The sequence below is a fragment of the Microbacterium sp. NPDC087868 genome, assembly GCF_044900755.1.
Lineage (GTDB): Bacteria > Actinomycetota > Actinomycetes > Actinomycetales > Microbacteriaceae > Microbacterium > Microbacterium galbinum.
This window is the reverse complement of record NZ_JBJDNO010000004.1, coordinates 13477-35471: the sequence shown is the minus strand read 5'-3', so window position 1 is coordinate 35471 and position 21995 is coordinate 13477. Positions and strand designations below refer to the sequence as shown.

Genomic DNA, 21995 nt, shown 5'->3' with positions numbered 1-21995 from the left:
TCATCGTCCTCGAATCACTCGCCAGGCCCGGCCCGCACGCCGTCGCGCCCCGATCGCCGTCAACCGCAGCTCCTCCATACGCCCGGTGCCTCCGGCCGAGCGCAGCATCCGCCGCGCAGCACTCTCGGCCGGTGCCCCGGGCAGACGCAGGTCGCGCAGCCGCTCGGGCGAGAAGTACCGCTCGCGCTCCGCAGGGGGTAGATCGCGCAGCAGCAGTTCCGCGCGCTCGCGCAGGTGCCCGGCGATCTCGGGCTGCATGGCGTAGCCGACCGCATCGACGAGCAGCTGCAGACGCGCAGGATCGACGTACGGGGAATCCTCCCGGGTGAGCGCGTCGACGATCGCGAGCGGTACCCGGTTGCTGTTCTCGTACGGGCGCAGGCGGCGCAGCAGCATCGACGCCCCCGCCGAGGCGATCGTCGTGCCGCGCAGGGCATGAACCGTGGGCAGCGCGGTCGAGAACGCCGCGACCACCGCGCGGGCATCGACGCGGCGCGCGAGCTGCTCGGCGGCGAGCGGACCCCGGTAGACGGCGAACTCCACGCCGTGCGAGAGGGCGCGCTCGCGCACGGCATCCGTCTGCAGCGGCGGCGCCGCCGGATGCGGTTTGAAGATGATGCGGGCGGGCCCGGCGCCGGCCGCCCGGTCGATCAGCTCGCGCTGCAGCGCGATCTCCTCGCGCGGGGTCAGCAGTCCGAGCGTCGAGAGGTACTGTCCGAGCACGATCGCGGTGGGGGCGCCATCGTCGAGCGGGTGCCCCGCCGTGTCGAGGAGGGGCTCCCCGAGATCGGTCTCGTCGAGCACGCGTCCGAACGCGGCGACGGGCACGGGAACGGATGCCGCGACCGAGCCGCCTGCGAGAGGCGCGACCCCCGGCACGACGTCGGCGTGCAGCACCCGGATGATGCGGCTGCGCACGGCGTGGTCGAGGGGCACCCGCATCGGCGAGTACGTCATGAGGCCGTCACCCACGATCGTGATCTTCGCGCGCGGGAACAGCGACATCAGCGTGCGCGCCGGCGCGACCTGCGGGCTCTGCACGAACAGCTCGAGATCATCGGCGTCGAGGTTCCACGCCTGGGTGAACAGGCGCTCGAGCAGGGGCAGGTCGGCAGGTTCCGGCTCCCATCCGCTCGGATGCAGCGGGCCGAGCAGCGCGTCGAGGTCCTCGATCCGGTCGAAGCGAGTGCGCAGCGCGGCGAGCGCCGGGTCTGCGGCGATCCCGGTCACGAGCTCGGGCACCCGCGCCGAGACGAACGGCACCAGCACCCGGTCGCCGCCCGCTCCACCGCGGCCCACCTTGCCGGGACGCGGCTCCAGGAGCCCCTCGTCGATCGCCGCGGCGACGGTCGCGAGCCCGTAGGCGCTGTGCAGCGCGAAGATCCGGGTCATGAGCCGTGCCCCGCCCGTCGCAGCACCCGCGCGAGCACTCGGCGCCGCGGTCCCGAGAGTCCGCGCACGGCGGCCCGCACCTCGGCGTGGGGCAGCGCCCGCAGCAGCTCGACGATCCCCGCACGCATCTCCCCGCGCAGTGCGCGAGGCATCCGCCGGGCTCGCACGAGGTGGTGCGAGCTGAGCGCCAGGGAGGAGAAGGTGATCTTCGGCAGGAATCGTGCGGCCTCGGCATCCGCCTCGACGATCGCGACGGCCTCGGCCATCGCACGGGCGAAGTCGAGCTGCCGCCGATCGCGCACCTGCGTGAGCGAGGTCGACACCCCGCGGCGGTACAGGAGCGCGGGGGCGTCGACCACCGCGAACGAGGAGTCCGACAGATGCAGCCGCCAGATCCAGGGGCGGTCCTCGGCGGTGTGCAGCCCCTCGGGGAAGGCGGCGAGTCCCCGATCGATGATCCGGCGGTCGAAGATGCCCGCCCAGGCGAACGGGTAATCGACCATCGTGGTCTCGGTCGCCGGCAGGATGGCGTCGCGGGCGGCGACGACGGCCTCCCGCCACGGATGCGGAGCGCGCACGAGTGCCCGATCGGCATCCGTCACCGTCACGTGATCGGTGCGCAGGAAGTCGGCATCCAGCTCCCGCAGCCGACGCGCGAGCACGGCGAGCCGCTGCGGCTGCATCCAGTCGTCGCCGTCGAGGAAGCAGAAGGCGTCGCCCTCGACGTGCGCGAGTCCCTGGTTGCGCGCGCTCGCGAGCCCGCGGGCCGAGTCGTTGCGGATGACCTCGGCGTGCGGGAACCGATCGGCGTACCGGCGCATGAGGGCGCCGGTGTCGTCGCCGGATCCGTCGTCGATCGCCACGAGCTTCAGCGCCGCCGCATCGTCGAACTGACGCGTCAGGCTCTCGAGCGTGGTCGCGATGTAGGCGCCGGCGTCCTTCGCGGGAAGGATGACGGTGACGAGCGGACTGCGCACGGGACTCCCGGTGATGGTCGGTCGGTCGGGAATCGTCTCAGGCGTTCCTTGCCGCCCGGCGACGCGCGGGTGAACGCGGGGTGTCCTGGTAGGCGGGGCCGCGCGCATCGGCGACGATGGAGCGATGCTCTTCTCACGCGGGTCGAACGGTCGACGGATGCTGCGACGACGCCGTGACACCCATGATCTGCGATGGCTCTCGGCGCGCGCCTGGACGACCCGCTGGTATCCGCAGGGGATCGACATCGGCGAACGCGAGGGGCGCCGCACGCTCGCCGTCAGCTGGTTCCGCCAGGATCGGACCGGCCATCATCTCGCCTCGCGCGTCGTGCTGATCGACACCGAGCGGGCGAGGCATATCGACATCGCGCTCGCGATCGAGGACGATGCGGGCGACCTCCAGCCCGCGCAGATCCACACGGGCGGGCTGGCCTGGTTCGGCGATCGGCTGTTCGCCGCGGCGACGGGACGGGGCATCTGGGAGTTCGACCTGTCCGACATCCGCCGCGTGCACGGCCCGGTCGCCCGGCGCGTGCGCGGGATCGCCGGCCGATGGTGGCCGCGCTCCGCACTGGTCGCCGTGCGCACGCGCGTGCATCCGGTCGATCTGCGCTGCTCGTTCCTCGGGCGCGCGTTCGACGCCGACGGCGCACCGCTGCGACGGGTGCTGATCGGCGAGTACCGCCGCGACGACGAGGGACGCATCGGCGAGTTCACGATCCCGGAGGGCACCGATGACGGTTTCGTCGCTCACGAGAGGTTCGCGCCCGGCATCCCCCGCATGCAGGGTGCGGTGCGGTGGGGTGACCGGATCCTCGTGTCGCAGTCGGCGCTGAAGACCCCCGGCAGGCTGTGGACCGGCACGCGCGATGCCCTGACCCGGCACTCCGTGCCCCTGCCCGCCGGGTGCGAGGACCTCGCGCTCGACCCGGACGAGCGGATGCTGTGGACGCTCGGCGAGCATCCCCGGCACCGGGTCGTGCGCGGCATCCCCTTCGCCCGTATCGGGCTGTGAGGGTCGGCCGAGAAGTCCGCCCCGGAGAACGCTCGTAGACTTGTCGGGTGAAGCCTGCACCTTTCTTCGTCTACTCCGTGCTGCGGCTGCTGGCGTTCCTCGTCCCGCTCGCGATCCTCTGGTTCTTCTTCCCGATCTTCCGGGAGTTCTGGTGGCTCGCCGCGATCTTCGCCGCGCTGATCGGCACGAGCATCTCGATGCTGTTCCTGCGCCGCCCGCTCACCGAGGCGTCGGCGGCGATCGTCGAGCGCCGCGAGGCGCGCGCGTCGACCGGCCAGGAGGATGCCGACGCGGAGGACGCGGTGGTTGACGGCGAGAGCGAGACGCTCGCCGACGAAACCCGCGACGAGAAGTAACCGAGGCAGACAGCCGGGCTCTGCCGGGCTGTGCCGGGTTCTGTCGGCTCAGCCGATGAACGCCCAGAACAGGGCGCCGGCGTACAGCAGCGACGTGAGCGAGGTCAGCGCGAGAGCGATGACGAGTTCCTTGGGCTGGCGGTAGGTCCAGACGATCAGGATCGCCGGGAACCCCGCGAGCAGGGCGAGCAGCGAGAGCCAGGCGATCGGGAAGAGCAGCGCCAGCAGGATCGCGATCGCGAACGGCGCGAGCACGAACAGCGTGAACAGCACCTGCGTCGCGCGGCGCCCGATGAGCACCGTGAGGGTGCGCTTGCCGACGACGCGATCCTGGTCGATGTCGCGCAGGTTGTTGGCGAGCAGCACCGCGCAGGCGAACAGTCCCGCGGCGATCGCCCCGAGCCACGCCTGCTGCGGCAGGTCGAAGATCTGCACCCAGGTCGTGCCGAGGGTCGCGACGAGCCCGAAGAAGACGAACACGAACACCTCGCCCAGACCGGCGTAGCCGTAGGGGCGCTTGCCGCCGGTGTAGAACCAGGCGGCGACGATGCACGCGGCGCCTACGGCCAGCATCCACCACTGCTCCGTGCGCACCACGATCGCGACGCCCACCGCGGCGGCGAGCGCGAAGAACACCAGCCCGATGATGAGCACGGTGCGCGGCTTCACGCGACCCGAAGCGGTGAGACGTGTGGGACCGACGCGCACGGCATCCGTCCCCCGCACGCCGTCGCTGTAGTCGTTGGTGAAGTTGACGCCGATCTGCAGCAGCACCGCGACCGCGAGGCACGCGAGGGCGATCACCCAGTGGAACTCGGGGCCCGTGCTGCGCGCGGCTCCCGTGCCGATGAGCACCGGCGCGATCGCGAGGGGCAGCGTGCGCAGACGCGCGGCGCCGATCCAGTCGCCGAGCGTGACGGGCCCGGCCTCGATCACGGCCTGGCGGGCGGGGTCGCCGCTCGCCCGCTTCGCCGGGTTGCCGCTCACGCGGGCCGGGTTGGTCTTGCGGGTCGCGGAGGTCTTGCGCTTCGAGGATGCTGCCACGGAGGAATCCTACTGTGCGAGCCCATGACGCCCCGGGGGCGACGGCGGGTCGGGGATTCGGGCTCAGGGATTCGGGTTCGAGTCCTTGCCGTCGAGCCAGAGCTCGTCACTCTTGTCGCCGTGTGCTCCGCCCTTGCCGACGTGCGTGGAGCTGATCTTCGGCCCCTTGAGGATCACGTGCACCATCGCCTGGGCGTGCCCGTGGCCGAGACCGTAGGTCTCCTTGAGCCAGTTCAGCACGACGGTCGACTTCGTCGTCTCGTCGAAACCCTGCTCCTTCGCGAGCGCGATGAACTGCCGGGGCGTGAGACCCGTCTGGGTCTCGACCTTGTCGAGGTAGGCCTGGAACGACATCGGTGTCTCCTTCAGGGGTCAGTCGTGCGCGATCGGGATGATCGGTCGATGCTCATAATAGGTCTGCAGCACCACGGTCGTGCGGGTGTTCACGGATGCCGCGAGCCGGATGTCGCGCACGAGCTCCTCGAGCGCCCGGGGCGAGGCCACGCGCACGAACAGCATGTAGCTCGCGTCGCCGGCGATCGAGTGGCACGCTTCGATCGCATCCAGGTGCTCGAGCTGCTCGGGGGCGATGTCGGGCTGCGCAGGGTCGAGCGGGGTGATCTCGATGAACGCCGAGAGCGGCGTGCCCACCTTCTCCGGGTCGAGCAGCGCCCGGTAGCCGGTGATCACGCCCCGCGTCTCGAGGCGGCGCAGACGCGACTGCACGGCCGAGACCGACAGCCCCACGGCATCCGACAGTTGCGAGAGCGTGGCACGCCCGTCGCGGGAGATCTCGGCAAGGATCGCGCGGTCGACAGAGTCATCCATGCGTGTAAGAATATCGTTAGCTTCCCGTTTGCACAGGAAAGTTTCCGTCTATTTCTCCGATCGGAGGTCCCGATGTCCATCATTTCCGCCAACAGTTCCGCTGTTCAGGCCATCGTCGGCGAACCCGAGGTCGTCGAGGATGCATCGACCGCGGAGTCCTCCGCCGCCTGGGCACAGCTCAAGGATGCCGCGATCGCGATCCGCGAGATGCAGATCAAGGACGGATCCATCCCCGACGCCGCGCACCACGCGACGGCCCGCGAGCTCGTCGCCGCGATCACCGCCGGCATCCGCGCCCTCGCGCCCGCCTTCCCCCATGACGCCGCCTACCTCGCGGCCTCCGTGGTCGACTTCGACCGCTGGGCCGCCGAGGACTTCGGCGTTCCGGACTTCCTCGACTCGCTCGTGGCGTTCCAGCCGCAGGAGCACCGCGTCGACGGCACCCGCCACCTGGTCGTCTTCCCGATGTACACGCAGAACGGTTCGAGCGACCGCCTCGTCGAGGCCCTGATCGTCGAGACGATCTGGCCGGAGTTCATCGGCGCCCTCGAGGCCGGCGACTACGGCAACAAGCTGTTCGTCTCGCTGCGTCTGGTCGACTTCACACCCGGGTACGACACGAACTCGGCCGTGCTGTTCCCCGAGACCGTCGCGATGCGCGAGATCCCCTCGTTCACGTGGGGCGCGATCTTCCAGGACCGCGAGGCCGCCCGCTACCGCCGCGTCACGCGCGCGGCATCCGAGATCACCAAGCTCGATCTGCCCGAACGCGCCGCCGAGATGCTCGACGACCAGGCGCTCACCGAGCGGGTGTTCGTGATGTGGGACATCATCCACGACCGCACCCACATGCGCGGCGACCTGCCGTTCGATCCGTTCATGATCAAGCAGCGGATGCCGTTCTTCCTCTACTCGCTCGAAGAGATGCGCTGCGACCTGACCGCGTTCCGCGAGTCGGTCAAGATCGAGCGCACGCTCACCGCGCGCAGCGAGGCCGGCGAGGATCTCACCGACTCCGAGCGCGAGATGCTCGAGCATGCACCTCTGGTGCAGTACGCGGTGATCTTCGACCGCATCTTCCGCTTCGCGATCACGGGTTCGCGCGTGCGCAACTACGACGGCCTCGGCGGACAGCTGCTGTTCGCGTGGCTGCACCAGCGCGGCGTGCTGCACTGGACCGACACGGCGCTCGCGTTCGACTGGGAGGGCGTGCCCGACGCGGTCGTCGCGCTCGGCGACGCGATCGACGACCTGTACTGGCGTTCGATCGACCGTCCGAAGACGGCGCACTGGCTGGCCGCCTACGACCTCGTCCGCTCGGTGCTGACCCCGCACCCGGCGTCCGCCTGGGCGCGCGGACTGTCGGACGAGATCCTCGCGGGGGCCCCCAAGGGCTACACCGACGCGGTGCTCGACGACGAGTTCCCGCTGTCGATGTTCTTCGAGGCGCTCGACAAGAAGATGAAGACCGTGATCGAGTCGACCGTGGGAATCCGCGGAACCGACGACTGATCGCATCCACGGCCGGGCCGGAGTCTCGCATATGAAGACCATCGTTCTCGCGGGGGCCACGAGCGCCTCCGGCCTCGCCGTGACCCGCGCGCTGATCGCGGCGGGCATGCGCGTCGTCGCGACCGGACGCTCCGCCGACCGTCTGCAGCCGCTGGCGGATGCCGGAGCCCGGACCGACGTCGCCGATGCGACCTCGCTCGATGACATGATCGCGCTGGCGGAGCGACTCGCGTCCGACGGCCTCGCGGTCGACGCCGTCGTGCCCCTCGTGGGCGGGTGGCGTGGGGGCGGCGGCCTTGCCGGTCAGAGCGACGAGGACTTCACGGCGCTGCTGCCCGCACTCGACGCCGTGCGTGCGACGAGCCGCGCGTTCGACGGGGCACTGCGGGCATCGGATGCCGGACGCTTCGCGATCGTGTCGTCGACGGCCGTCGCGCGACCGCTCGCCGGCGGGGCGAACTACGCCGCGGTCAAGGCCGCGAGCGAGGCGTGGACGCGCGCCGTCGCACAGGGGTTCGCCAAGACGGCTCGGGATGCGGGAGAGCCGCTGCGCGCGGCATCCGTCGTGTTCCGCGCGAAGGCGCTCGACCCCGAGTCGCTGGCACCGCGCATCGTCGGTCTCTGGGATGCGGATGCCGCCGAGCTGAACGACCGGGTCATCGACCTGGAGTGAGCGGGGTTCGCGATCGGGAGCGTGGCGTCTAGAGCTGCGATGCTCCCGGGACGACCGGCGGGGCATCGTCGACCGATGCGCCCTCGCCCTCGCCCGGAATGCTCTGCTCGGGAGCCTCGGCGTAGAGCACCGTGAGCTTGCGGTACGACTTCGTGAAGAACGCGAGCGTCGCCGCGACCACCATGATGAGCCCGGCGAACAGACAGATCAGGGCGATGCCTCGGGCCTCTCCTTCGCCGAGCAGCCAGCCCCACTGCTGCTGACCCTCACGGCCGTCCATGTAGGGGATGATGAGGAACTCGGCGAGAGGCGCGATCAGGAACGCCGTGATGGGTGCGGCCGCCGCCTCCATCGCCGCCGCGACGCCGAAGACCCGGCCCTGGCGTTCGAACGGCACGACCTTCTGGATCACGGTCTGCTCGGCCGCCTCGACCGGCGGCACGAGCGCCATGTAGACCCACATGCCGAGCACGTACAGCCACCACCACTCGCGCAGCATGAACACCGCTCCGAGCAGCCCCATCGCGATCACGACGAGCAGCATGGTGCGCATCGGCTTCTTGCCCAGGCCGAACTTGGCCACCAAGCCGCCGCCGATGAGGAAGCCGGTCGACGCGAAGGCCAGGGCGAGGCCCCACGTCTGCGCGTCGAACAGCGTGAGCCCGTAGGGGTCCATGAGCGCCATGTAGACGCCGCCGATGAGGTTGTTGAAGGTCGAGAAGATGATGAGCGCGAACAGCCCGGGAGCCTGCCGGATCGCGCGCACGCTGCCGCGGAAGTCGACCGCGCTCTTGGCGTCGGGGTCGGCCTGCGGCTCGCTCTCGGGGATGCGGATGAAGAGCAGATGCGCGAAGGCGACCGCCATCGCGGCGATCGCGATCGCGAGGGTCCAGCCCATGCCGAGGAACCCGATCGAGAGCCCCGAGAAGACGCTCGTGACGAGGAAGGCGATGCCCTGCACCGTGCCGACGAGGCCGTTGGCGTTGGCCCGCTTCTCTTCGGGCACGAGCAGGGTGACGGTGGTCGAGAGCGCGATGTTGCGCAGCTGCTCGATCACCCCGCCGAACAGGATCACACCCGAGAACAGCCAGAACCACGGGCCGCCCAGGTCGAGCAGGGCCGCCTCGGGCTGCGACAGGTAGAGCACTCCGGCGACGAGGAAGGCCACGGCCGAGATCACGCTCGAGAGCACCATGACCGCGTGCTTGCGGTGCCGATCGACGATCGTTCCGAACATCATCGCGAAGAACGCGACGAACAGCATGTACGCGCCGCCGATGACGCCGGTCGCGAGCACCGACTGCGTCTCGATGTAGACCCAGAAAGTGAGCGCGAACCAGAGGAAGCTGGTCGTCACGTTGGCGATCAGCGTATTGACGAGGACGTTGAGGAACGCCCGGTTCGCTGCGGTCCGCTGCATGGGTTCGAGGGTACTCAGGACCACCGACATCCGATACGGGTTCGGGCGAATAGGCTGGGTCGGTGACCATTCAGCACGACCCCGCGATCCGGGGCTTCGCCAGTGACAACTACTCCGGCATCCACCCCGAGGTGCTCGCCGCGATCGCGACCGCCAACGACGGCCACCAGGGCGCCTACGGCAGCGACGCGTACACCGCGCGCCTGCAGGAGGTCGTTCGCTCCCACTTCGGCGAGCGCGCCGAGGCCTTCCCCGTCTTCAACGGCACGGGCGCGAACGTCACGGGCCTGCAGTCGATGCTTCCCCGCTGGGGTGCGGTGATCGCGGCCACGACCGCGCACATCAACGTCGACGAGGGCGGTGCCCCCGAGAAGATCGGCGGGTTCAAGCTGCTCACGGTGCCCACCGACGACGGCAAGCTCACCCCCGAGCTCATCGACCGCGAAGCGTGGGGCTGGGGCGACGAGCACCGCGCGCAGCCGCTGGTGGTCTCGATCACCCAGTCGACCGAGCTCGGCACCCTCTACACCGCCGACGAGATCCGTACGATCGCCGATCACGCGCACGAGCGCGGCATGAAGCTGCACCTCGACGGCGCTCGCCTCTCGAACGCCGCCGCCGCCCTCGATCTGCCGCTCGCGGCCTTCACCACGGATGCCGGCGTCGACGTGCTCAGCTTCGGCGGCACCAAGAACGGCGCCATGCTCGGCGAGGCCGTCGTGGTGCTGAACCCCGAGGCATCCGACGGGCTGGTCTACTCGCGCAAGTTCAACATGCAGCTCTCGTCGAAGATGCGCTTCGTGTCGGCGCAGCTGATCGCTCTGCTCGAGGGCGACCTGTGGCTGCGCAACGCGCGTCACGCGAACGCCATGGCCGCCCGCCTCCGCGGCGAGATCGAGCAGGCCATCGCATCGGGTTCGATCACCGGCGTCGCCTTCACACAGCCCACCCAGTCGAACGGCGTGTTCGCGACTCTGCCCGACGGCGTCGCCGACGCGCTGCGCGAATCGTTCCGCTTCTACGACTGGGATGCCGCGCGCAACGAGGTGCGCTGGATGTGCAGCTTCGACACCCACGAGGACGACGTCGACGCGTTCGTCGCCGAGCTCGCTCGCCTCACGGCCTGAGGCCGCGCGGAGCCTCGGCGGGCGCGCTCATCGCTTCGACTTGCGATACCCGGCCTTCACTGCCGCAGCCTCGGTCCGGAAGCACTCCTCGGGCTTCGTCTTCGAGTAGTAGGCGCCGGATGGCACGTGATAGATGTGCGAGCTGGCGTTGCCCTTGATCGGCGCCCACGACGGGCAGTCCCACGACGAGACGGGTGTGGTCCGGTTCGGGTACGTCACCGCAGCGGATGCCGTGGACGTCCGCTGCGCCGTGACGTAGCCGCTCTTCGCTCCGGTCACCCGCACTGTGACGCGCTTGCCGACCATGCCCGCCGTCACGGAGAGCGTGGAGCCCGTCGCGTTCGCGATGGCCTTCCCGTCGAGGTACCACGCGTAGGCGATGCGGGTGCCGGCGGTCCAGGCACCGGCGGCGGCGGTGAGGCGGCTTCCCACGACGGCGGAGCCGCTCAGTGTCGGCGTCGGGGCCGCGAGAACCGCGAGCACGGCGGACGTCGGGACGGAACGCTTCGCCGCTGTAGCGAACCCGGCCTTCGTGCCGGTCACGACGACCGTGATGGTCTTGCCCGCTGCTGTCGCCGGGATCTTGAAGGCCGTCGTCGTCGCCTTCGGCACCGCGACCCCACTGACGTACCACTGGTACGTCAGCTTCGCTCCCGCCGTCCAGGTGCCGGCCGCCGCGGTGAGCGTCTGCCCGACGATCGCCGAACCCGAGACCTTGGGCACGGGAGCCGTCATCGGCTGGACGACGGCGGATGTCGCCACCGATGTCCGCGTCGTCACGAGATACGTGGCCTTGCGTCCCACGACCTGCACCGAGATCTTCTTGCCGACCAGCGACGCGGGGACGACGAAGGTCGCCGCGGTGGCCTTCGAGATCGCGACTCCGTTCGCCAGCCACTGATACGTGAGCGCGGCCCCGGACGTCCACGACCCGGTCGATGCGCTGAGCTTCTGCCCGACCGCCGGGGATCCGGTGATCGTCGGCGTCGCCGCCTCCATCAGACGCAGACTCTCGAGCTTCGCAGTGATCCCCGTACGGACGGTCGCTGCTCCCAGAACGATGCGTTCCGCCTGGGCGAATCCCGGTGCGTCGTTCCACCATTCGGACGACGCCCCCGTCACCGCCGACACGAACGCGACACGGTAATCCCCGGCCGGCAGCCCGCCGACGGCGAACGTGCCGGTGTCGGAGACGTAGTCCGCCGAGGTCGCAACTGTGCCCGTCCCGGAACCGGGGTAGACGGCCACGGCGATGCGCCTCCCCCGCAGATCGACACCGGCGGGGACCGTCACCGATCCCGAGACGAGCGCCGACGCGGTGAGAGCCACGTCGTACGCCAGACCCGCCGAGTCCACGACGACGGTCGCAGCGCCGTCCGGAGTCGTCGAGTCGACACCCCAGCGGTCGAAGACCGCACGTCCCCGCGAGACGACGGCGAGCAGGACCTCGCCCACGGGCACCTGCAGGGAATAGCTCCCCGTGTCACCGACCGGGGCCGCCGCGAGCGGTGAGGCCACGTCGGATCCCGGCGAGTACGCGACGACGTACGTGCTCCCACTCGCCAGGGCGACGGCTGCGGGGAACGTTACCGTCCCGGCGACGACGCCCGTCTCGGGAACACCCTCGACGGGTTCCGTCGGCTGAGCCGCGCGCTCGGCCGCGGCGATGGCCGCCCGCGGGAGACGATCCGCGAAGGAGGCGAACGCCGGCTCGGTCGCGGCCACCGTCGCTCCTGCGATCTGGGCCGAAGCTGCGGTCGTTGCCACCGCGATCAGCATCGACGCCAGCATGACAGCGGCGACCGTGACAGCAACGGATCGACCGAAGCGCGGGCGCAGGGGGATCGCCATGGGCATCCTCTCGGAGGGACGGGACGCGATCGAGTATCACGCCGAACACGGCTCTCTCGGAGCAGATCGCCTATGACATAGATACACCGGCAGAGGCCTCGAAGGCCATATGCAGAATGCGATGCGCCGCCGGCGCGCTCAGCGCAGCAGGCCGAGGCTCGCGAGCGCCTGCCGGATGAGCGTGCCGCGGCCGCCCTCCATCTCCGACCAGACCGCGTCGGAACCCGCGGCCTCGGGCGAGAACCAGGTGACCTCGAGGGCATCCTGACGGGGCTCGCAGGTACCGGTGACCGGCACCACGAAGGCGAGCGACACGGCGTGCTGCCGGTCGTCGTGGTAGGCGCTCACGCCGGGGATCGGGAAGTACTCGGCCACCGTGAACGGCAAGGGCTGGGGCGGGAGCAGCGGGAACGCCATCGGACCGAGGTCGTTCTCGACGTGGCGGAACAGCGCGTCGCGGATGGTCTCACCGAAGCGCACGCGGCCCGAGACGATCGTGCGCGTCATCTCACCCAGGGGCGTCGAGCGGAGCAGGATGCCGATCTCGCTCACCTGGCCGGATCCGTCGGTGCGCACCGGGATCGCCTCGACGTAGAGCATCGGCAGGTGCCGGCGCGCCTCCTCGAGCTCGACGTCGCTCAGCCACCCGGGGTTCGCGTCGGGCGCCGGAGGCTGGGGCGCACCGTCGCCGAAGCCGCCGAGGCCGTCGTCGTCGGGCTCGGGGTCGGGATCAGGTGTGCGCACCGCCATGTGTCCTTTCTACCAGCAGCATCCGACTTCCCCTATGGCCATGCCGCGCCGGGGGCCGGGCCGGTGTCGGCGACCCCTGGCAGGATGGACGGCATGAGCGAGGAGCTGACGATCGACGACGCCGCGACCCGGTGGGTGCCGGGCGACCGTACGGGCAAGCCGCTGCTGGTGCTGCTGCACGGCTACGGCGCCGACGAGCACGACCTCATCGGCCTGGCCCCGTATCTGCCCGCGAACATCGCCGTGGCATCCGTCGCCGCACCCCTCGCCCCTCCGTTCCCGATGCCGGGCCGGTCCTGGTACCCCATCGAGGGTCTGAACGGTCGCCGGCCCGAAGACGTCACGGTCGCCGCCCGCGCGTTCCTCCGCTGGCTCGACGCCGCCGCCGCCGACGCGTCGTCGGTGGCACTCCTCGGCTTCTCGCAGGGCGCGGCCGTCGCCCTCCAGACGCTGCGCCTCGCCCCCGAGCGGCTCGGCGCGGTCGTCGCCCTGAGCGGCTACGCCACCCCGGGCGACCTGCCCGGCGACGAGGCCCTGCGCGAGCTGCGTCCGTCGGTGTTCTGGGGTCGCGGATCGGCCGACGACGTGATCCCCGAGGCGCTCATCACGCACACCTCGCTGTGGCTCCCCGACCACTCCACGCTCTCCGGCAGGGTCTACACCGGGCTCACGCACAGCATCTCCGAAGAGGAACTGGGCGACGTGCACCAGTTCCTCTCGCTCTGGCTCGAGGGCATCGCCGGCGAGTGACCCGCGCGGCGCTCGGGCGCGGCCCTCGGTCACGGCGCTCCGGCGCGACACGCCCGGGTTGCACGACGGCATCCGCCGGGGGTATCGTCGTCACGTCCTGTCCGCCGTGTCTGGAAGTCCTTTGATCTGATCCGTCGCCTCCGCGCTCCTCTTTCCGCGCGCTGACCCGACGATCGCCGACTCCACCCGGCCGCTCTCCTCCCGCCTTCGACGGCGCCGCGCAGGAGACCCGCCGCGCAGGCCCGGTGTCAGTGCACCCTCGCACTCGACAGGAGACACACCGTGTCAACCCCCACCCTTCACGCATCGGTCACGCTCGACCGCCTCACCTTCGCCTGGCCCGACGGCTCCACCGCCCTCGATTCCGTGTCGGGCGCCTTCGGCGCGGGTCGCACCGGCCTCGTCGGCCGCAACGGCGCCGGAAAGTCCACCCTGCTCCGCCTCATCGCCGGCGAACTCGACCCGACGGCGGGCACGGTGACCACCACCGGTGACGTCGCGTACCTGCCGCAGCAGCTCACGCTCGACGTCGAACGACGCGTCGCCGACCTTCTCGGGGTCGGCGCGGCACTCGACGCCGTCCGCGCCATCGCGGCCGGCGACGTCGACCCCGCCCACTTCGACGCGGTCGGCGACGACTGGGACATCGAGGCGCGAGCCGCGGCATCCCTCGCCGAGGCCGGTCTCTCGCCCGAGTTCCTCGACCGTCGCGTCGGGGAGCTCTCGGGCGGTGAGGCGGTGCTCGTGGCGATCGCCGGCATCCGTCTGCGGCGCGCCCCGATCACGCTGCTCGACGAACCCACCAACAACCTCGACCGCGACGCCCGTGCGAAGCTCGCCGCGATGGTCACGTCATGGAAGGGCACGCTCATCGTCGTCAGCCATGACGTCTCGCTGCTCGACAGGATGGACGACACCGCCGAACTGTTCGGCCGCACGCTGACCGTGTTCGGCGGGCCGTACTCCGAATGGCGCGCGTGGCTGGACGCCGAGCAGGATGCCGCGCGACAGGCCGAGCGCGATGCCGCCCAGGTCGTGCGCAAGGAGAAGCGCCAGCGCATCGAGGCGGAGACCAAGCTCGCGCACCGTGCGCGCACGGCCCGCAAGGCCGAGATCGAGAAGCGCGTGCCGAAGATCATCGCGCACGGCCGGAAGATGGCCGCGGAGGTGTCGGCCGGCAAGCTGCGCACCGAGGTCGGGGCGAAGGAGGATGCCGCACGCGCCGCCCTCGATGAGGCGGGGCGCCGCGTGCGCGCCGAGGCGTCGATGAAGATCGAGCTTCCCGACCCGCAGGTCTCGCGCAGCCGCCGCATCGCGACGATCGCCGATGCGGAGAGGTCGTGGGTCGTGCAGGGCCCCGAGCGGGTCGCGCTGATCGGGCGCAACGGTGCGGGCAAGACGACCCTGCTGGAGCGCCTGGTCGCCGGGGCCGCGCCGGAGGACGGACGGGCGGTTGCCGCCGCGCACGTCGATCACATCGGCTACCTGCCGCAGCGGGTCGACGGCCTCGACGGGACGCTCACCGTGTTCGAGAACATCGCCGCGGCCGCCCCGCACGTGCCCGAGAAGGAGTTGCGCAATCGGCTCGCACGCTTCCTCATCCGCGGAGCGACGGCCGACCGGCCGGTGGGGGCCCTGTCGGGAGGCGAGCGCTTCCGCGTCGCGCTGGCGACGCTGCTGCTGGCGGATCCCGCGCCGCAGCTCGTGGTGCTCGACGAGCCGACGAACAACCTCGACCTCGACACGGTCGACCAGCTCGTCGACGCGCTGACGGCGTACCGCGGCGCCGTGCTCGTCGTGAGCCACGACGACGCCTTCCTCTCCCGTCTCGCTCTCGACCTCACTCTCGAGATCGACGGCGAGGGGATGCTGCAGGAGGTGTGAGCGGCCGGAGCGCGCTCACTCGAAGGTCACGACGAGCGCGCTCCCGCTGACCTCGACCGTGCCGCTCGTCGACAGCTCGCCCTCGAAGGTCACCGGCTCCGCGGCATCCGACGGGGCGTAGACGGCCCGGACGGCTCCTCCCCGTGCGACGAACAGCTCGCCGTCGAGCAGCAACTCGACGGTCGGGTAGGTGTCGACGGCCCATTCGACCTCGACGGTGCGGGCGTCGAGCGGTGCGCTCAACGGGCATCCGTCGACCCGCCAGGTGGTCTGCGTGGCGCACTCGTCGAGATGCGCGTCGACTTGGCGCTGCACCTCCTCCGAGAAGTTCGCGTTCGGGACGACGGCGACCTTCCGCGCTCCGTCCGGCGCGCCGGTGATGACGAGTTCGTCGATATCCGTCTCGTAGAACGTGTCATCGATCGCCGCGACCGGGTACACCGCCGGGTACAGCGCGAGCGGCAGGACCTCGCCCGAATCGACCGTCGGCGTCTCGACACCGCCGAGGAGGAACGCCGGGTCCTCCTCCGTGACGATGAAGCGGTCGGTCAGCGCAGTCCTGACCTGCCACTGCCCGGACTCCTCGTCGCGGGCGAGCGAGAGGGTCGTGTCGTGCCGCTCTCCCGCCAGGGCGAAGGACACGTCCACGCTCGTGACGCTCGCGGCGTCATCGGCGTCTGCGGGGGCATCGACGACGACGTCCCGAATCCGTTCGGTCGCGGCACCGAGCACCTCGTCGGTCAGCATCGACGGGTCGTCCAGCTTCTCGATCTCCTGCGGCCGGGGTGCCACGAGAGCCGCGGCCGCGGTGGCGTCGCCGTCGGCGATGTGCTGGAGGTATTGCTCGGCGACCTCACCGGCGCTCGGCCCGCGGTTCGCACCGTTCACCGCCACCAGGACACCGGCGATCACCGCCGCGAGGACCGCGGCTCCGACGAACACCCACAGGAGGATCCACCCACCCGCGCGGGTACGGCGCGGCGGCCCGGGGTGCGCGCCGGGATGAGGCGGCGATGGATGCTGCGGCGTGGAATTCTGCGGCGCCGGAACGCCGTGGGCAGGCTGCGGTGCATGCGGATCGGTCATCGTCTCCCCCTGGTCGATCTGCACGCACCGTATCGGTCATGCCGTCAGGGCCGCCTGCTCCGCATCGCCCGCATGTGGGAGATCTCGGGGTCGGCGGCGTGGAGCGCATAGTCGTCGGATTCGCGCGCGACGAGGGCGACACGGCCCTGAGCGTCGTGGTGGAGGCCCCAGCCGTAGCGCTTGCCGAGCGGCGAAGAACGCAGGCAGGGGCGCCCGACGGAGAAGAACAGGGCACGCTCGACGGCGTCGTCGACGGCGATTCCCGCTCGCAGGGCGAACGTCTCGAACACCACGTCGTCCGACGTGCGGCCGTACGGATGCTCGGCGATCAGCCGGTAGTGCAGGGCGGCGATCGTGGGCTTCTCGCTCGCGGGCGGCTCGACCGCGTGATCGGTCGGGCAGTCCTCGGCGACCTCGATGAACGCGTCGCGGTAGTTCGTGGTGTGCGCCATGGATACAGCATGCGCCCCGCCTCCGACAACCGTCGAGCCCATGTCGGTGGCCCGGGCCAAGATGGACGTATGAGTGACGTGCTCGAGCGCTTCACCCCGCCCACGCAGGATTGGTTCCGGGGTGCGTTCCCCGCGCCCACTCCCGCGCAGGCGGGTGCGTGGGAGGCGATCTCGGCGGGCAAACACGCCCTCGTGGTCGCGCCCACGGGCTCGGGCAAGACGCTGTCGGCGTTCCTCTGGGCGATCGACAGCGTCTTCCGCGAGCGCATGGCCGAACCGGATGCACCCGCGAAGAAGAAGAAGGACGACGCCCCGCGCACGCGCATCCTGTACATCTCGCCGCTCAAGGCGCTGGGCGTCGACGTCGAGCGCAATCTGCGCTCCCCGCTCGTCGGCATCGGGCAGTCGGCCCGGCGGCTCGGGGCTCCGTCGCCGACGGTGACGGTCGGTGTCCGCTCGGGCGACACCACCTCGAGCGACCGGCGCAAGCTGGTCTCCGATCCGCCCGACATCCTCATCACCACGCCCGAATCGCTCTACCTCATGCTCACGAGCCGCGCGGGCGAGACGCTGCGCGGCGTGCACACCGTCATCATCGACGAGGTGCACGCGGTCGCCGCCACCAAGCGCGGCGCCCACCTGGCGGTGAGCCTCGAACGCCTCGACGCGCTGCGGTCGTCGTACGGTGCCGAGGCCCCGGCGCAGCGCATCGGCCTCTCGGCGACCGTGCGCCCGATCGACGAGGTCGCCCGCTTCCTCGGCGGCTCCGCGCCCGTCGAGATCGTGGCGCCCCGGGCATCGAAGACCTTCGAGCTGGGCGTCGTCGTGCCGATGGACGACATGACGAATCCGCCGCCGCCTCCGGGCAGCGGCGCCGACTCCCCGACAGCGGATGCCGAGTACACCGAGGTGACGGGATCGGTCTGGCCGCACGTCGAGGAGGCGATCGTCGATCGCATCCTGCAGAACAACTCGACGATCGTGTTCGCGAACTCGCGCCGCCTCGCCGAGCGCCTGACCGGCCGGTTGAACGAGATCTACTCCGAGCGCACCGGTGTCGAGCTGCCCGACCAGACGGTCCCCGCCCAGATGATGGCGCAGGCGGGAGCCACCGCGGGCGCCGATCCCGTGCTGGCCAAGGCGCACCACGGCTCGGTCTCGAAGGAGCAGCGCGCTCTCGTCGAGGAGGAGCTCAAGTCGGGCGTGCTGCGCTGCGTCGTCGCGACGAGCAGCCTCGAACTCGGCATCGACATGGGGGCCGTCGACCTCGTCATCCAGGTCGAGGCTCCACCGTCGGCGGCATCGGGCCTCCAGCGCGTCGGCCGGGCCGGGCACCAGGTCGGCGAGATCAGCCGCGCAGCGCTGTTCCCGAAGCACCGGGGTGACGTGCTGCACACCGCGATCGTGACCGAGCGGATGCTCGCGGGCAAGATCGAGGCCATCCAGGTGCCCCGCAACCCGCTCGACATCCTCGCCCAGCAGACCGTCGCGGCGAGCGCGCTGGGAGCGATCAGCGTCGAGGAGTGGTTCGACACGGTGCGCCGCTCGGCGCCGTTCCAGTCGCTCCCGCGGTCGGCGTACGAGGCGACGCTCGATCTGCTCGCCGGGCGCTTCCCGTCCGACGAGTTCGCCGAGCTGCGCCCGCGCCTGGTCTGGGATCGCGACGCCGGCACGCTCACGGGGCGTCCGGGCGCGCAGCGCATCGCGGTCACGAGCGGCGGCACGATCCCCGACCGCGGGCTGTTCGGGGTGTTCGTGGCGGGCGAGTCGACGGGCGCCCGGGTCGGCGAGCTCGACGAGGAGATGGTCTACGAATCACGCGTGGGCGATGTGTTCACGCTCGGCACGACCAGCTGGCGGATCGCCGAGATCACGCACGACCGCGTGAACGTGATCCCCGCGTACGGCCAGCCCGGCAAGGTGCCGTTCTGGCACGGCGACGGCATCGGGCGACCGTTCGAACTGGGCGAGGCCCTCGGCGCGTTCTCGCGCGAGGTGTCGGCGGCGACCCCCGAGAAGGCGGCACAGCGCCTCATCGACGCCGGGCTCGACGAGCAGGCCCGCGCGAATCTGCTCGCCCACCTCAGCGAGCAGCGCGAGGCCACGGGCACCCTCCCGACCGACCGCACGCTCACGGTCGAGCGCGGCCGCGACGAGGTCGGCGACTGGCGCGTGATCCTGCACTCCCCCTACGGCATGAAGGTGCACGCACCGTGGGCGCTGGCGATCAACGCCCGGGTGCGCGAACGCCTGGGCGTCGAGGGGTCTGCGGTCGCGAGCGACGACGGCATCATCGTGCGCATCCCGGATGCCGAGGCCGAACCGCCCGGCGCCGAGCTGTTCGTCTTCGACCCCGACGAGATCGAGCACCTGGTGACCGAGGAGGTCGGAGGCTCGGCGCTCTTCGCCTCGCGCTTCCGCGAGTGCGCGGCTCGCGCGCTGCTCATGCCGCGCACCAACCCCAACCGCCGCACCCCGCTCTGGCAGCAGCGCCAGCGCTCGGCGCAGCTGCTCGAGGTGGCGCGCCGGCATCCGACGTTCCCGGTGATCCTCGAGACGCTCCGCGAAGTGCTGCAGGACGTCTACGACCTGCCCTCGCTGCGGCGGCTCGCGACCTCGATCGCCGACCGGCGCATCCGCCTCGTCGAGACGCAGCCCGCGCAGCCCTCGCCGTTCGCCCGCGACCTGCTCTTCGGCTACGTGGGCGCGTTCATGTACGAGGGCGACTCCCCGCTCGCCGAGCGCCGGGCCGCCGCGCTCTCGGTCGATCCCGCCCTGCTGGGCGAGCTGCTCGGCACCGTCGAGCTGCGCGAGCTGCTCGATCCCGAGGTCATCGTCCAGTTCGAACGCGAAGCGCAGCGCCTCGACCCCGAGCGCCGCGCGCGCGGACTCGAGGGCACGGCCGATCTGCTGCGCCTGCTCGGTCCGCTCGACGCCGCCGAGGTCGCCGCGCGGCTCGCGCCGGAGGGCGATCGCGAATCGGACGCCGATCGCGGACCGGAAGACGATCACGAACCGGAAGACGATCACGAACCGAACGAGGCCATCGCCGCGGCCCACCTCGACGCGCTCGTGCAGGCCCGGCGCGCGATCCCCGTGACGATCGCCGGGGTGCAGCGCATCGCGGCGATCGAAGACGCCGGGCGCCTCCGCGATGCGCTCGGCGCGGCGCTCCCCACCGGCATCCCGGTCGCGTTCCTCGAGCCGCTGGTGGATCCGCTCGGCGACCTCGTCGCGCGTTACGCGCGCACGCACGGCCCCTTCACGACGGATGCCGTCGCCACCCGCTTCGGCATCGGCGCGGCCGTCGCGCGGCACACGCTCCAGCGGCTCGAGAATGCGGGCCGTCTCACGAGCGGTTACTTCCTGCCCGAGGCATCGGCCCCGGCCACCGACTCCTCCGGGGCGGCGGGAGCGGGTGCAGGAACCCGGGACGACATCGAGTGGTGCGACACCGAGGTGCTGCGCCGCCTGCGCATGCGATCGCTGGCTGCCATCCGCGGCAGCGTCGAACCGGTCTCGCCCGAAGCGTACGCGCGCTTCCTACCCGACTGGCAGCACCTCACCCGCCCGCTCGAGGGCATCGACGGCGTGCTCGCCGTGATCGAGCAGTTCGCCGGGGTGCCCATCCCCGCGAGCGCCTGGGAGTCGTTGGTGCTGCCCTCCCGTGTGCGGGACTACACCCCGGGCATGCTCGACGAACTCACCTCCTCGGGAGAGGTCATCTGGTCGGGGCACGGCACGCTCCCCGGACGCGACGGATGGGTGTCGCTGCACCCCGCTGATCTCGCGCCGTTCACCCTTCCCGAGCCAGACGCGGAGATCGCGACCGACTCGCTCGAAGCCCGTCTGCTCGGGGCTCTCGGCGGGCCGGGTGCACGCGACGACGCCGCGACCCCCGGGGCCGGCGGGAGCATCGGGGCGGCCGGTGGGATCGGCGGTGCGTACTTCGCGGCGCAGCTCAAGGAGATGACCGGTGCCGAGAACGAGCAGTCGGTGCTCGAGGCGCTGTGGTCGCTCACCTGGTCGGGGCACGTCACCAACGACACGTTCGCTCCGATCCGCTCGCTCCTCGCGGGCGGGTCGCAGGCGCACCGGGTGACTCGCCGCGCCCCGCGCACGCGCACGTACCGTGGCGTCTCCCTGGGACGCACCCCCGCGCGCCCCACCGCGATCGGCGGACGCTGGTCGCTCCTCCCCGCCGCCGAGACCGACCCCGCCCGCCGTGCGACCGTGACCGCCGGGCTCCTGCTCGACCGCTACGGCGTCGTGACGCGCGGTGCCGTGCAGGCCGAGGGCGTACCGGGCGGGTTCGCCCAGGCGTACCGGGTGCTCGCCGGCTTCGAGGAGGCCGGGCACTGCCGCCGCGGCTACGTGATCGAGAAGCTGGGGGCGGCGCAGTTCGCGGCATCCGCCACCGTCGACCGCCTGCGCACGTTCGCGGGTCTCGCCGACCCGCCGCCCCGCAAGACCGTCACCCTCGCCGCGACCGACCCCGCGAACCCCTACGGGGCGGCCCTCGGCTGGCCCCGCCGCGACGGCGTCTCGCACCGCCCCGGGCGCAAGGCCGGCGGGCTCGTGGTCATCGTCGACGGCGCCCTCGTGCTGTACCTCGAGCGCGGCGGGCGCACGGTTCTGTCCTTCACCGACGACGCCGAGGTGCTGCGCGCCGCCGCCGCCGACCTCGCCGCCACCGCCCGCGCTCGACGGCTCGACACTCTCACCGTCGAGAAGATCGACGGAGAGGGCGTCTACGGCACCCCGCTCGCTCTCGCCCTGCAGGATGCCGGGTTCGTCGCGACACCGCGCGGTTTCACGCTCCGCAAGGCGGTGTGACCCGCACCCGCCTCTGCCCGCCCGCCACCGCCCGCTCATCCG

At 71.3% G+C, this 21995-nt stretch carries 18 protein-coding genes; 8 read left to right on the top strand and 10 right to left on the bottom strand.

Features of this window, described 5'->3' with window-relative positions; all coding sequences use genetic code 11:
* Positions 1 to 1392 carry a polysialyltransferase family glycosyltransferase gene (locus ACI2JZ_RS14025; protein ID WP_404598166.1) on the bottom strand — a complete coding sequence of 464 codons (1392 nt, stop codon included), beginning with the start codon at positions 1390 to 1392 and terminating at the stop codon, positions 1 to 3.
* A complete protein-coding gene (locus ACI2JZ_RS14020) occupies positions 1389 to 2369 on the bottom strand; it encodes a glycosyltransferase family 2 protein (protein ID WP_247625216.1) in 981 nt (326 codons plus the stop codon). Before ACI2JZ_RS14020 ends, ACI2JZ_RS14025 begins: the two co-directional genes overlap by 4 nt.
* Before the next feature lie 124 nt (positions 2370 to 2493).
* Here ACI2JZ_RS14020 and ACI2JZ_RS14015 point away from each other — a divergent pair, with 124 nt between their 5' ends.
* Complete coding sequence (locus ACI2JZ_RS14015; RefSeq protein ID WP_404598164.1) at positions 2494 to 3384, top strand: hypothetical protein; 891 nt, start codon at positions 2494 to 2496, stop codon at positions 3382 to 3384.
* Positions 3385 to 3431: 47 nt separating this feature from the next.
* The gene (locus tag ACI2JZ_RS14010; RefSeq protein WP_247634064.1) at positions 3432 to 3740 is read left to right on the top strand and encodes a DUF4229 domain-containing protein; all 309 of its coding nucleotides are present in this window, start codon (positions 3432 to 3434) and stop codon (positions 3738 to 3740) included.
* A gap of 48 nt (positions 3741 to 3788) precedes the next feature.
* Here the strand turns inward: ACI2JZ_RS14010 and ACI2JZ_RS14005 are convergent, their stop codons facing one another.
* The 3 genes from ACI2JZ_RS14005 to ACI2JZ_RS13995 all read right to left on the bottom strand — a co-directional run bounded on the left by ACI2JZ_RS14005 (position 3789) and on the right by ACI2JZ_RS13995 (position 5612).
* Positions 3789 to 4784, bottom strand: a complete 996-nt coding sequence (locus ACI2JZ_RS14005) for a 1,4-dihydroxy-2-naphthoate polyprenyltransferase (protein ID WP_404598163.1) — start codon at positions 4782 to 4784, stop codon at positions 3789 to 3791.
* A 63-nt stretch (positions 4785 to 4847) separates the two neighbouring features.
* Positions 4848 to 5138, bottom strand: coding sequence for a DUF4287 domain-containing protein (locus ACI2JZ_RS14000; protein WP_247634063.1), 291 nt, complete (start codon positions 5136 to 5138; stop codon positions 4848 to 4850).
* An 18-nt stretch (positions 5139 to 5156) separates the two neighbouring features.
* On the bottom strand, positions 5157 to 5612 hold the full coding sequence (locus ACI2JZ_RS13995) for an Lrp/AsnC family transcriptional regulator (RefSeq protein ID WP_247634062.1): 456 nt from the start codon (positions 5610 to 5612) through the stop codon (positions 5157 to 5159).
* Positions 5613 to 5684: 72 nt separating this feature from the next.
* Between ACI2JZ_RS13995 and ACI2JZ_RS13990 the strand changes: the two genes are divergently transcribed.
* On the top strand, positions 5685 to 7124 hold the full coding sequence (locus tag ACI2JZ_RS13990) for a DUF6421 family protein (protein ID WP_404598162.1): 1440 nt from the start codon (positions 5685 to 5687) through the stop codon (positions 7122 to 7124).
* Positions 7125 to 7155: 31 nt separating this feature from the next.
* Complete coding sequence (locus tag ACI2JZ_RS13985) at positions 7156 to 7797, top strand: SDR family NAD(P)-dependent oxidoreductase (RefSeq protein WP_404598160.1); 642 nt, start codon at positions 7156 to 7158, stop codon at positions 7795 to 7797.
* Between the two features lie 28 nt (positions 7798 to 7825).
* Here the strand turns inward: ACI2JZ_RS13985 and ACI2JZ_RS13980 are convergent, their stop codons facing one another.
* Positions 7826 to 9217, bottom strand: a complete 1392-nt coding sequence (locus ACI2JZ_RS13980; protein ID WP_404598159.1) for an MFS transporter — start codon at positions 9215 to 9217, stop codon at positions 7826 to 7828.
* Positions 9218 to 9279: 62 nt separating this feature from the next.
* Between ACI2JZ_RS13980 and ACI2JZ_RS13975 the strand changes: the two genes are divergently transcribed.
* Entirely contained in the window at positions 9280 to 10344 is a 1065-nt protein-coding gene (locus tag ACI2JZ_RS13975) for a low specificity L-threonine aldolase (protein ID WP_336642192.1), read from the top strand.
* A gap of 27 nt (positions 10345 to 10371) precedes the next feature.
* On the opposite strand, the gene ACI2JZ_RS13970 is transcribed toward ACI2JZ_RS13975, so the two are convergent.
* Together ACI2JZ_RS13970 and ACI2JZ_RS13965 are read right to left on the bottom strand one after the other, a co-directional pair.
* A complete protein-coding gene (locus ACI2JZ_RS13970) occupies positions 10372 to 12195 on the bottom strand; it encodes a hypothetical protein (RefSeq protein WP_404598157.1) in 1824 nt (607 codons plus the stop codon).
* Positions 12196 to 12333: 138 nt separating this feature from the next.
* The gene (locus ACI2JZ_RS13965; RefSeq protein WP_247625226.1) at positions 12334 to 12945 is read right to left on the bottom strand and encodes a DUF4916 domain-containing protein; all 612 of its coding nucleotides are present in this window, start codon (positions 12943 to 12945) and stop codon (positions 12334 to 12336) included.
* A 93-nt stretch (positions 12946 to 13038) separates the two neighbouring features.
* Between ACI2JZ_RS13965 and ACI2JZ_RS13960 the strand changes: the two genes are divergently transcribed.
* Together ACI2JZ_RS13960 and ACI2JZ_RS13955 are read left to right on the top strand one after the other, a co-directional pair.
* Positions 13039 to 13695, top strand: a complete 657-nt coding sequence (locus ACI2JZ_RS13960) for an alpha/beta hydrolase (RefSeq protein ID WP_404598156.1) — start codon at positions 13039 to 13041, stop codon at positions 13693 to 13695.
* Positions 13696 to 13977: 282 nt separating this feature from the next.
* Positions 13978 to 15579, top strand: coding sequence for an ABC-F family ATP-binding cassette domain-containing protein (locus ACI2JZ_RS13955; RefSeq protein ID WP_404598154.1), 1602 nt, complete (start codon positions 13978 to 13980; stop codon positions 15577 to 15579).
* A gap of 15 nt (positions 15580 to 15594) precedes the next feature.
* Here ACI2JZ_RS13955 and ACI2JZ_RS13950 read toward each other — a convergent pair whose 3' ends face one another.
* Both ACI2JZ_RS13950 and ACI2JZ_RS13945 read right to left on the bottom strand, forming a co-directional pair.
* Positions 15595 to 16665, bottom strand: a complete 1071-nt coding sequence (locus ACI2JZ_RS13950) for a hypothetical protein (RefSeq protein ID WP_404598153.1) — start codon at positions 16663 to 16665, stop codon at positions 15595 to 15597.
* 44 nt (positions 16666 to 16709) lie between these two features.
* The gene (locus ACI2JZ_RS13945) at positions 16710 to 17117 is read right to left on the bottom strand and encodes a DUF6157 family protein (protein ID WP_247956783.1); all 408 of its coding nucleotides are present in this window, start codon (positions 17115 to 17117) and stop codon (positions 16710 to 16712) included.
* 69 nt (positions 17118 to 17186) lie between these two features.
* On the opposite strand from ACI2JZ_RS13945, the gene ACI2JZ_RS13940 reads away from it, so the two are divergent.
* The gene (locus ACI2JZ_RS13940) at positions 17187 to 21953 is read left to right on the top strand and encodes an ATP-dependent helicase (protein ID WP_404598151.1); all 4767 of its coding nucleotides are present in this window, start codon (positions 17187 to 17189) and stop codon (positions 21951 to 21953) included.
* The last annotated feature ends 42 nt before the right edge of the window (positions 21954 to 21995 follow it).

What these genes read in the sequence shown, in the direction of transcription:
- ACI2JZ_RS14015 (WP_404598164.1), top strand. Translation starts at nt 2,494, where the DNA reads ATGCTCTTCTCACGCGGGTCGAACGGTCGACGGATGCTGCGACGACGC.
- ACI2JZ_RS13960 (WP_404598156.1), top strand. Translation starts at nt 13,039, where the DNA reads ATGAGCGAGGAGCTGACGATCGACGACGCCGCGACCCGGTGGGTGCCG.
- ACI2JZ_RS13995 (WP_247634062.1), bottom strand. Translation starts at nt 5,612, where the DNA reads ATGGATGACTCTGTCGACCGCGCGATCCTTGCCGAGATCTCCCGCGAC.
- ACI2JZ_RS14025 (WP_404598166.1), bottom strand. Translation starts at nt 1,392, where the DNA reads ATGACCCGGATCTTCGCGCTGCACAGCGCCTACGGGCTCGCGACCGTC.
- ACI2JZ_RS13980 (WP_404598159.1), bottom strand. Translation starts at nt 9,217, where the DNA reads ATGCAGCGGACCGCAGCGAACCGGGCGTTCCTCAACGTCCTCGTCAAT.
- ACI2JZ_RS13985 (WP_404598160.1), top strand. Translation starts at nt 7,156, where the DNA reads ATGAAGACCATCGTTCTCGCGGGGGCCACGAGCGCCTCCGGCCTCGCC.
- ACI2JZ_RS13990 (WP_404598162.1), top strand. Translation starts at nt 5,685, where the DNA reads ATGTCCATCATTTCCGCCAACAGTTCCGCTGTTCAGGCCATCGTCGGC.
- ACI2JZ_RS14000 (WP_247634063.1), bottom strand. Translation starts at nt 5,138, where the DNA reads ATGTCGTTCCAGGCCTACCTCGACAAGGTCGAGACCCAGACGGGTCTC.
- ACI2JZ_RS13945 (WP_247956783.1), bottom strand. Translation starts at nt 17,117, where the DNA reads ATGGCGCACACCACGAACTACCGCGACGCGTTCATCGAGGTCGCCGAG.
- ACI2JZ_RS13970 (WP_404598157.1), bottom strand. Translation starts at nt 12,195, where the DNA reads ATGGCGATCCCCCTGCGCCCGCGCTTCGGTCGATCCGTTGCTGTCACG.
- ACI2JZ_RS13950 (WP_404598153.1), bottom strand. Translation starts at nt 16,665, where the DNA reads ATGACCGATCCGCATGCACCGCAGCCTGCCCACGGCGTTCCGGCGCCG.
- ACI2JZ_RS13940 (WP_404598151.1), top strand. Translation starts at nt 17,187, where the DNA reads ATGAGTGACGTGCTCGAGCGCTTCACCCCGCCCACGCAGGATTGGTTC.
- ACI2JZ_RS13965 (WP_247625226.1), bottom strand. Translation starts at nt 12,945, where the DNA reads ATGGCGGTGCGCACACCTGATCCCGACCCCGAGCCCGACGACGACGGC.